Origin of the sequence: Shewanella fodinae (assembly GCF_014651955.1) — a bacterium.
GTDB classification, from domain to species: domain Bacteria; phylum Pseudomonadota; class Gammaproteobacteria; order Enterobacterales; family Shewanellaceae; genus Shewanella; species Shewanella fodinae.
The window spans coordinates 99,578-108,678 of sequence record NZ_BMXW01000013.1 but is presented as its reverse complement, the minus strand read 5'-3'; the positions used below and the strand labels follow the sequence as shown (position 1 = coordinate 108,678).

Here is a 9,101-nt window from a genome sequence, read left to right as displayed (position 1 = left end):
CAATAAGATGAAAGTTTGACTTGCCTAAATCGATACCGAGTACTTGAATAAACATGATGGTCTACCTCCTGTCTAGCCTAATCTCAGCATAGTTGCTGAGAAGGGAGGCGGACCATCACATTAAGGCGGGAGTTTGGCTTTCCAAGTACCCTCTGTTAAACCATGAAAAACTCAGCGAGCCAAAAAATATTTACTTTAAAGCCAGTGACGGTATGGCGTTACGCGGTTACCTAACAATGCCGGATAACGTCCAAAACCCGCCATTAATTGTGTTCCCTCATGGTGGCCCACATGCTCGCGACTATAAATATTTTGATCCCTTTGTGCAGTTCTTCGCAGCCAAAGGATATGCCGTATTACAAGTTAACTTTCGTGGTTCAGAAGGATTTGGTAATCCGTATGAAACTGCCGGATATTATGAATGGGGTAAACGAATGCAGCGGGACGTCGATGACGCAATGGATTACGTCCTAACTCACTTCCCTGTTGCTAAAGATAAAGCCTGTATGGTGGGAGCGAGTTACGGCGGCTATGTCGCGTTGACGGAAGCTTTCCAGCAACCTACGCGCTATAAATGTTATGTCAGTATTGCTGGCATTAGCGATTTGCAAGCCGATATCGCCCATGAGAAAAAAATGCAACTATATGTCGGCAATATTATCAAAGAAGAGACCAGTGCAGAGTTAGCAGCCCTTGGTGACGTGTCGGCCATCAATCATATTAGTAAAATCACCGCGCCAATTCTGCTCATCCACGGCACCAAAGATACACAAGTGAACTACCATCAATCCGCTGATTTTTACGATAAGGCGCGTGGTAAAATTGATGTCCAATATATCGAGTTAGAAGACACCACACATTACCTGGACGACAGTGCTGGTAGGAAAGCAACGTTTAAAGCGTTGGATGAATTTCTCAGTAAATATCTCTGATAATTAAATACTAAGGCCTGGGGAAACCAGGCCTTCTAATTTACTGAAGTGAGCGTCGTTGCCAGGCCAGCAAGCCCAACGCTAACACACCAAGCATAGACAGACTGCCAGCGCTGACGGTTACGAGTGCGCCGCCATTATCATAATAATCCCGATCATGGCTCTGTAGCGGCAGCGCATAGAGACTATTAAGATCGTCACTGCTGACAGTGGCCACAATATCGCTGTACCCAACTTCATAGAGATCAATCAATACATCATAGTGATCGGTAGGGTATCCCGTCTCTAATGCAGTGGAAACCTGATAGCTGTCATAAGAACTATTGCCTTGCAGATAAAATATGTCTGTCGTGTATAAATGCAGCCAATCACCACCATTGCGACTGAGATATATCTCTGCGTATACCGGCACACTTTCAGTCGGTTCAGCACCATAGACATCAGCATCAATCTCCAACGAAAAGCTATGATAAAAACCATCATAGTTATCATCATCCAATAAATAAGTGGCGACATCATAAAAGCTAAATTGATGATAATAACTGTGGGCATTAAACGATGAGACATTTTGCAGCGCCTTGCGGTCTACTACCGTTGCTTCTTTAGCGGCAATCATCTCGGTTCGAGTTTTCACGGGTAGATGACGGATATCGGCTTGCTGTAATCGCTCAGTCGCCTGCTGACGTAACTGCAATTCATCAGTCGCTTGCGCCATTTTGTAATCCACAGACTTAGTGGTGGTTGCAAAGCTGCTACTGTGCCAAAGGAGTAAAAAAGCTACAGAGATAATCAAACTGGCCTTTTTCATATAAGTCGCCTCTTCATAAAACTACTGTTAGCCATTAAAACGATATGAGGATGAATACAACATGAACGAAAATGGTCAGCCAGTGTTCATCTTGATTGCCGATAATCATACCTCGCGGATCGTCATACTTGATTTATCTGAAGCATAGGTATGCACGCCGGACAGGATCTTTTACACTGGTCGTATTCATCCAGACAGGATCGCAACATGAGTTTTAGCAGATGTAACAATCCCAAAAAGGTCCGTCTATTCGCCAATCTGATAGTACTGTTGGGATTGTCGTTATCTAGTCCCATATTGCAGGCCAAACAACCACATAATAATCGACAGGAGCCGCAACAAACGCAGCTCGTGGTTCGCAGCGGCAATCAGGCAGCGCAGATGGTGAAAAGCCGCTATGGTGGAAAAGTGCTGAAAGTAGAAAACGCCAAAGTGGGGGGAGGCCCTGGTTATCGGGTGAAACTCCTCACTGAAAATGGTCGCATTATCTATGTTTCAGTCAATGCCAGTAACGGTCAGGTTGGTCAGTGACGGGGAGACAGCTATGCGCTTATTGTTAGTGGAAGATGACTGCGCACTGCAAACCAACCTGAAACAACATCTGGAAGATGCGAATTTCGGTGTTGATTGTGCTGCTGACGGTGAAGATGGTTTATTTCTAGCCAGTGAATATCCCTATGATGCCGCAATCATTGATGTTGGCTTGCCTAAGATCAATGGCATCGCATTAATCGAAGCGATGCGCAAACGGCAGCTTGATTATCCAGTATTGATCCTCACAGCACGGGATAGCTGGCAGGACAAGGTTGCAGGACTTGACGCCGGTGCCGATGATTATCTAACCAAACCATTTCATCCCCAGGAATTATTGGCGCGGGTCAAGGCGTTGATCCGCCGAGCGGCTGGCAAAGCCAGCCCATTACTGGAAAACGGGCCACTCACAATCAATACCAGCGCCGCAGAAGTCAGGCTAGGTAATCAGTTGGTCAACCTTAGCGCTTCCGAATATCGCTTGCTTGAATACCTAATGCTGCATCAAGGTGCCGTACAAGCCAAAACTGTGCTCATTGAGCACCTTTACGACCAAGACTTTGATCTTGACTCTAATGTTATTGAAGTATTTATCCGCCGCCTGCGTCGAAAATTAGATCCCGACAACGCCTTGGGATTAATAGAAACGCTAAGAGGCCAAGGGTATCGCATGAATTGTGTTGGTAAAAAGGGCAAGGAATGAGTCGCACCCGTTGGGCGCAAAAGCGCTGGCACTGGTTAACAGGTTCATTGAAGGCGCGGCTGATAGCCAGTGCCATCCTGTTAAATCTGGTGTTGCTACCCTTAATAGGTATCACCTTGACAGATGCATTCCGTGTACAACTGACCGAAGCAGCCAAAGATGAACTCAGTGCCACCTTATATGGCATCCTAGCGTTAGCAGAAGTCGAGCAAGGAAAACTAGAATTACCGCAGTTGCTACAAGACAGCCAGTTTAATGTGGATCAGTCTGGGCTCTATGCCATCATTACCGATGAGGATCAGGATGAAATGCTGTGGCATTCTCAATCTTTTATCGGTCTGCCGCTGCCAAAAAATCTGCCTGCACCACCTTTAGGTGAGAGTCAATTCAGCCAAATAGTCATCAATGGTAAACCTCATTTTATCTACAGCCTAAGCGCCAGCTTCGCCTCAGCATCGCCCGGTGGTAGCGACCTACCTTTTTGTGTTCATATTCTTAAATCTACTGATGGCTTTGAGGCAACGTTACAAGAGTTTCGCCACCAACTTTGGCAGTGGCTGGCGCTGCTGATGCTGGCACTGATACTGATCCAGGGGGGCTGGTTATGGTGGACACTAAAACCTTTAGCACGTTTTCGCAGTGAATTGGCCGCAGTACAGCTTGGCCAACAACAACGATTGGGAAGCCACTATCCGGCGGAACTCGAACAGGTCGCGCAGCAACTCAACACGCTGATAAGTAATGAACTGCACCAGCGCCAGCGCTATCGTAATGCCTTGGCAGACTTAGCCCACAGTCTGAAAACCCCATTAGCCATACTAAGCAGCATTAAAGCGCTACCTGCAGAAGCGCTAGAGCCCATAAACAGCATCAATGCCAACATCAGCCGACAATTAAAACGCGCACAAGCGGCAGGCAACAGCGCTTGGCACCAAGGGATAAAAGTCCAACCAATCGCCGAGAAGCTGTTGCGAACCCTCAAAAAAATATATCAGCAAAAGGCGTTACAACTCACCGAACAGTTGGATGAGCAAGCCATGTTTTTTGGTGATGAAGCAGACTTTAGCGAAATTCTTGGCAACCTGCTGGACAATGCCTTCAAGGCGGCAACTCATAACGTTATGCTCAGTATCAGCAGTGATCATCAGCGTTTGCTGATACAAATTGAAGATGATGGTCCAGGAGTTAACGACCAACAACGCGAACAGATCTTCCAGCGAGGCGTTCGTGCGGACACCTATGAACAGGGCCACGGTATCGGCCTAGCAATCGTCAAGGATCTGCTACAAAGTTATCAAGGAAGCTGGCAAATCGACACCTCCCCGACATTGAATGGTGCCCGCTTTAGTATCATCTTGCCCCACTACCGCCAACCTCAGTAAATAAAAAATCGCTTTCAGCTTATGTTCATCTTGTGTTCTATAAGCTGTATCTCAATAAATGGAGAAACCGGCAACAATGCGGGTTTCCTGCTTGAAAGCGGAGGCAGATATGAACACTTTCAGCCAACACGCAAAACACCTAGCAACACAGTCAATATTACTGTTATTGCTGGTGCTGACCACAATAGGTTTCAGTGGTCGGGCATTCAGCGCTGATGATGGCAGCAGCAGATACTATAGCGATGCCCAATTAGCACAGATGCTGGCACCCATCGCCCTGTATCCAGACGCGCTGTTAACCCATGTACTGATCGCTAGCACCTATCCGTTGGAGGTGGTAGAAGCCCAGCGCTGGCGCAAGCAGCATCAGGATTGGAGCGACAACCAGCTTACCAATGAAGGCGCTAAACAAGGTTGGGATCCCAGCGTGGTGGCACTGTTGGCATTTCCCAATATCCTCGACAAGATGAGCCAAGATCTGAACTGGACGTCTGATTTAGGTGAAGCATTTGTCGCCGATGAAGGACGGGTGATGGACAGCATTCAGGATTTACGTCAAGCGGCTTACGCTGCGGACAGTTTGAAAAATGTCAGCCAGATCCAAGCCAAACGGGAAAATGACCGAATAATCATTGTCCCCGCAGATCCGCAAGTGATCTGGGTTCCTTACTATGATCCTCGTTTGGTATATGGCACTTGGCGCTGGAGCGCCTACCCACCGTTTTACTGGGATCCGTTTCCCGGCTATGTCATTGCGCCGCACAGCTTGTTCTACTGGCGTAACGGTGGTATCCAAATCTCCTTTAACTTCTTCTTCAGCACTTTTCGCTGGCATGAACGGACGGTATGGGTCGATTATCATCATACTCACTACCGTTACGTACCCTATCGCAGTTCAATTAGCAGCGGCAGTCAACGTTGGGTGCATCGCCCCGAACATCGCCGAGGGGTACATTATCGCCATGAAAGCTTGCAGCAACGCTATGAGCCCAAATATCACAGAGACGATAATCGTTATCAGCAAGTACAGCATTCACTGCAAAATCGCCCACAACCACATGATAACAAAGGCATGAAGCGCTCTTTTGATAACAGAGAACACGGGTTAACAACTGACAATAAAAAAAATAACAATGTGCGACCAGTGGATGGCAAAAACAGGGAACACTATCAACCGCGGCCACAGCAGCAGGCAGTGAATACTCACCACCAGCAGCGCAATGACATTGCAGCGGACAAACAGCGTCCCGATGACCACAGGTACCGCCAACAGCCGATGCCCAACGTGACAGAGAGACACCAAACGGTGCAACAGCAGCGACCACAGGTGATGCCGCAGGTGAAAACGCCGCAAACACGGATTGAACCGCCAAAACCGCAGAGTATTTCACGTGAGCAAGTGGCAGCGCAGCGACAAATGCCAAGTTATTCGCACGTTCAGCCACAGGTACGTCAGCCGCAAGTACAACGAGTGGAGCGTCAAGCGCCACCAGCCCGCGCACTGCAGAACTCTGCACCGAAAACCCATAGCAATAATGGGATTAGACAGCGGGAAAATTAACGCAACAACTAGCGTCAACCGAAGGCAGTCATCCGACTGCCTTTTTTATTGAGCTGTTATAAAGCGACCTCGGCATATAAGTGCACGCCTGTCAGCTGTGCGACTTCGTCGATATAACGGCGTATATGAGGGCTAAACTCAATTCCCTTCACCATGGTTAGATTACGTAATCCAGGGAATAGCAGCACATCGTCATAACTCAATCGATTATCTAAAGACGATGGCAGACGAATATCTTCCAGCAACGGCCAACATTTATATAAACCTTCGAGATAAGTCTTGGTACTAGCCAGCGCCTCATCAAAACTGATGCCAATGATTGCCGATTTACGTTGAGTAAACCACTCAACTGCGGCATCTGACGCAAACTCAGGTAATCCCAAACACACATCGCGGGGGAAAAGCAAACGGCTGCTACTATAGGCGGATTCGGTCAGATAATGCTGAATAGCAGCTTGTTGGGTCGAAGGCTGCAACACAGGCTGACCATCGACATGATCCAGATAAGCCACAATATCCAAACTTTCAGCCATATAACTGCCGTCTGGCTTTTGTAATATCGGCACCTGATTAGCCCCAATTTTATCAAGTCTTGACTGCACATCATGATTTAGCAGATAGACCCATTCCACTTCCAGTTGTTTGAGTCCGGTCAGCATCATGGCTCTGACACAAAAGGGACAATGATCAAAAAGAAACAGCTTCATTGGATACTCCATGACGTCCAATTATGCACAAAAGGGCACCAGCTTAACTGAGTTTTCCGGCCAGGTCACGGTTATCACCAGCTAGCAAAAAAGTCTTCTGCAATCCCCGGTTGCTGTTTTACGGACTGCTGTTGACCGGTACCATCACGGACCCAACCCTCAAACATTCCATGGTAATGGCGTCTTAACATCCGATGGCGCAAGCCCCGTTGCCGCATTTGGAAATGACTGGTGGGTGTAAACCACAAATCCAATTCTTCCCGTTCCGACCAGATACGCCAGCGCCCTTCTCGACCAGAGCGATGATCGACATTAAAATGTACCGGCGTTAACAAATGCCGAGCACCGTCCTGCCACAACACATTCTGGCAAGATCCAGTATCATTAATACCACTCGCCAAGTTCAACGCGAGCGGCGTAGAGGCATAATCACCATTAATACAGACCCAACGCCAGTGACTTTGCCCCGCAGTGTAACCCGCCCAGAAACCATATCCCCCCCGCGTGCGCGATAACGGCTGCGGCTCATGATTGATTGCCAGTTGCCCAGAGAGTTTTAGTCCACTGTGTTGCTGCGCATAACTCCAGCCGTTGTAACCGCTGGGGCAGCACAAAGTCATAGGCAGACTCAGCGCTCCTGGGGTCAAGGTCAATTCCGCGTTAATATCCACATGCTGTAACGATAACCGCAGAATTAGCTGCCATTGTCCCTGTTCACGTTTAATGACAATGCCTTTGCCGTTGCTAATGCCCTGCCAGGGTGAATAAGCCAAGTGTCGTTTGAGCGCTATGGGGTACTGCCACCTTTGCTGAAACAACTTGCCCGAGATCTGATCAAACAGATAACAGTAGCCACTATTGCTATAGCCAATGTCAGTTAAGCCAACGCCAAGAAGGTAGCGACTGCTGTGGACAGAGATAAACTCCTGTTGCTTAAAGTGCAGCCGTTGTTGCCAGTGCGGCAATGGTTTGTCCAGTTCGTCAGTCAGATGAAACTGCTCCAACCCGAGTGTTTTCACCATACCGTCAAAATGCCCAAACACCGGCATTCCCCCCATAACCAGCGACTGAGGTGCTTCCCGGGTAAACACACCACTGGCGGGATTTTTAACCGGAGTAATGTCTTCAGACCACATGAGTAATACTCTTGTTGCCATACCCTTAACGCCACTCTACCCCGCATGTGTCAACATTAAAAGTGGTTGGTTCAGCGGACTTCTGCAGCGCCAGAAATCTGTTATGCTGTTCGCCTGCCTCGATACAGATGAGTTTTTGATATGAAAAGTATTATTACTGCGCTGGCTATCGGCATGATGTTGTCGGCATGTGCCAGTAAGGGACCGGAAAAAATCGCGCTCGGACCTGAACAACCCCAAATACAGGTTCAGACCCATCAGCCAACGCCACTGACGCTGACGGCTAGCGATCTGCGCACCATTAACTATGTCGTGCGCTTTAATGATGAAAAACCGCCACGTTTGGTGGGAACCATGCAGGACATGCGAGGCCTGACCGAACAGTTTTTCCGCAAAGGATTCAACACTGCGGGTTATCAGATAGATCCGGCGAGTGCCACCACGCTTGAACTACGGCTTGAGCAACTTCAAACAGATGTGGATGAATCGCTGCTGGGATTTGAAGCGGTCACCAATCTCGCTATCAGCGTACAGGCCAGTAATAGCAGCCATACGTTCAGCAAACGTTATTCGGCCACCAGTCGCATGAAAGGTCCTCTCAGTGCCGATTTTGCGACATTGGAACTGGACATCAATAAACTGATGACTAAGTTATCGGCGGAAATAATTAACGACCCAGAGCTGAACCAATTTCTACAACAAAATTAACCACTGTCTGACAAGGAATATGTAATGACCCGTTGGCTTATTACTCTGTTATTGCTGTTAAGTTCACCTATGGTGCTGGCGCTAGATCTGCAGCAAGACAATCTGTACCCCAAAGTGGAGTTGGATACCAGCATGGGGAAAATTGTCGTGGAGTTGGATCGTAGTCGTGCGCCGCTCACCGTTAATAATTTTCTGACCTATGTGGTCAGAGGCGATTATAACAACACTATTTTCCATCGTATTATCAAAGATTTTGTCGTACAAGGCGGCGGTTACGATCCGCAACTCAAAACGTTGCCAGAAGATAAACCGATTTTTAACGAATCAGGAAATGGCCTGTCAAACACACTTGGCACCATAGCAATGGCGAGAGAAAATGACCCGCACACGGCGACACGTCAGTTCTATTTTAACGTAGCTGACAATACCAAATTGGATCCGTCCCCTAAACGTTGGGGTTACGCCGTTTTTGGTGAAGTTACTGCAGGGCTGGATGTATTGCAGAAAATGGCGCAAGTGCCAACCGGACCTAACGCTGCTCTGCAATGGGAAGATGTGCCGCTTAGTCCAATCATACTAAAAAAAGCGACATTACTCCCTATGCCGTGATCTGCTGTGGTATAAACAACCGCT

10 protein-coding genes are annotated in these 9,101 nt (G+C 48.0%); 7 read left to right on the top strand and 3 right to left on the bottom strand.

The genetic code is table 11. From position 1 onward, the window contains the following. The first annotated feature begins 212 nt into the window (after positions 1-212). On the top strand, positions 213-932 hold the full coding sequence (locus IE064_RS12645; protein WP_189618116.1) for an alpha/beta hydrolase family protein: 720 nt from the start codon (positions 213-215) through the stop codon (positions 930-932). Positions 933-972: 40 nt separating this feature from the next. Here IE064_RS12645 and IE064_RS12640 read toward each other — a convergent pair whose 3' ends face one another. Continuing rightward, on the bottom strand, positions 973-1,740 hold the full coding sequence (locus IE064_RS12640; protein WP_189618115.1) for a choice-of-anchor H family protein: 768 nt from the start codon (positions 1,738-1,740) through the stop codon (positions 973-975). A gap of 207 nt (positions 1,741-1,947) precedes the next feature. On the opposite strand from IE064_RS12640, the gene IE064_RS12635 reads away from it, so the two are divergent. From IE064_RS12635 to IE064_RS12620, 4 genes are all read left to right on the top strand, one after another. Beyond that, positions 1,948-2,271 (top strand): PepSY domain-containing protein, encoded by a 324-nt coding sequence (locus IE064_RS12635; protein WP_229800036.1) that lies wholly within the window; start codon positions 1,948-1,950, stop codon positions 2,269-2,271. A 13-nt stretch (positions 2,272-2,284) separates the two neighbouring features. Further along, a complete protein-coding gene (locus IE064_RS12630) occupies positions 2,285-2,974 on the top strand; it encodes a response regulator transcription factor (RefSeq protein WP_189618114.1) in 690 nt (229 codons plus the stop codon). Beyond that, positions 2,971-4,356, top strand: coding sequence for an ATP-binding protein (locus IE064_RS12625; RefSeq protein ID WP_189618113.1), 1,386 nt, complete (start codon positions 2,971-2,973; stop codon positions 4,354-4,356). The genes IE064_RS12630 and IE064_RS12625 overlap by 4 nt, the downstream gene beginning before the upstream one ends. Before the next feature lie 109 nt (positions 4,357-4,465). Further along, on the top strand, positions 4,466-5,917 hold the full coding sequence (locus IE064_RS12620; protein WP_189618112.1) for a DUF3300 domain-containing protein: 1,452 nt from the start codon (positions 4,466-4,468) through the stop codon (positions 5,915-5,917). Between the two features lie 56 nt (positions 5,918-5,973). Here IE064_RS12620 and grxB read toward each other — a convergent pair whose 3' ends face one another. Continuing rightward, positions 5,974-6,624 (bottom strand): glutaredoxin 2, encoded by a 651-nt coding sequence (gene grxB / locus IE064_RS12615; protein ID WP_189618111.1) that lies wholly within the window; start codon positions 6,622-6,624, stop codon positions 5,974-5,976. A 74-nt stretch (positions 6,625-6,698) separates the two neighbouring features. Continuing rightward, entirely contained in the window at positions 6,699-7,781 is a 1,083-nt protein-coding gene (locus tag IE064_RS12610; protein WP_189618110.1) for a DUF2804 family protein, read from the bottom strand. Between the two features lie 120 nt (positions 7,782-7,901). Between IE064_RS12610 and IE064_RS12605 the strand changes: the two genes are divergently transcribed. Together IE064_RS12605 and IE064_RS12600 are read left to right on the top strand one after the other, a co-directional pair. Continuing rightward, positions 7,902-8,468: a YajG family lipoprotein gene (locus IE064_RS12605; RefSeq protein WP_189618109.1), complete on the top strand. Its 567-nt coding sequence runs from the start codon at positions 7,902-7,904 to the stop codon at positions 8,466-8,468. 24 nt (positions 8,469-8,492) lie between these two features. Next, positions 8,493-9,077 (top strand): peptidylprolyl isomerase, encoded by a 585-nt coding sequence (locus IE064_RS12600; RefSeq protein WP_189618108.1) that lies wholly within the window; start codon positions 8,493-8,495, stop codon positions 9,075-9,077. The last annotated feature ends 24 nt before the right edge of the window (positions 9,078-9,101 follow it).

What these genes read in the sequence shown, in the direction of transcription:
- IE064_RS12605 (WP_189618109.1), top strand. Translation starts at nt 7,902, where the DNA reads ATGAAAAGTATTATTACTGCGCTGGCTATCGGCATGATGTTGTCGGCA.
- IE064_RS12645 (WP_189618116.1), top strand. Translation starts at nt 213, where the DNA reads ATGGCGTTACGCGGTTACCTAACAATGCCGGATAACGTCCAAAACCCG.
- IE064_RS12620 (WP_189618112.1), top strand. Translation starts at nt 4,466, where the DNA reads ATGAACACTTTCAGCCAACACGCAAAACACCTAGCAACACAGTCAATA.
- IE064_RS12625 (WP_189618113.1), top strand. Translation starts at nt 2,971, where the DNA reads ATGAGTCGCACCCGTTGGGCGCAAAAGCGCTGGCACTGGTTAACAGGT.
- IE064_RS12610 (WP_189618110.1), bottom strand. Translation starts at nt 7,781, where the DNA reads ATGGCAACAAGAGTATTACTCATGTGGTCTGAAGACATTACTCCGGTT.
- IE064_RS12600 (WP_189618108.1), top strand. Translation starts at nt 8,493, where the DNA reads ATGACCCGTTGGCTTATTACTCTGTTATTGCTGTTAAGTTCACCTATG.
- IE064_RS12635 (WP_229800036.1), top strand. Translation starts at nt 1,948, where the DNA reads ATGAGTTTTAGCAGATGTAACAATCCCAAAAAGGTCCGTCTATTCGCC.
- IE064_RS12630 (WP_189618114.1), top strand. Translation starts at nt 2,285, where the DNA reads ATGCGCTTATTGTTAGTGGAAGATGACTGCGCACTGCAAACCAACCTG.
- IE064_RS12640 (WP_189618115.1), bottom strand. Translation starts at nt 1,740, where the DNA reads ATGAAAAAGGCCAGTTTGATTATCTCTGTAGCTTTTTTACTCCTTTGG.
- grxB (WP_189618111.1), bottom strand. Translation starts at nt 6,624, where the DNA reads ATGAAGCTGTTTCTTTTTGATCATTGTCCCTTTTGTGTCAGAGCCATG.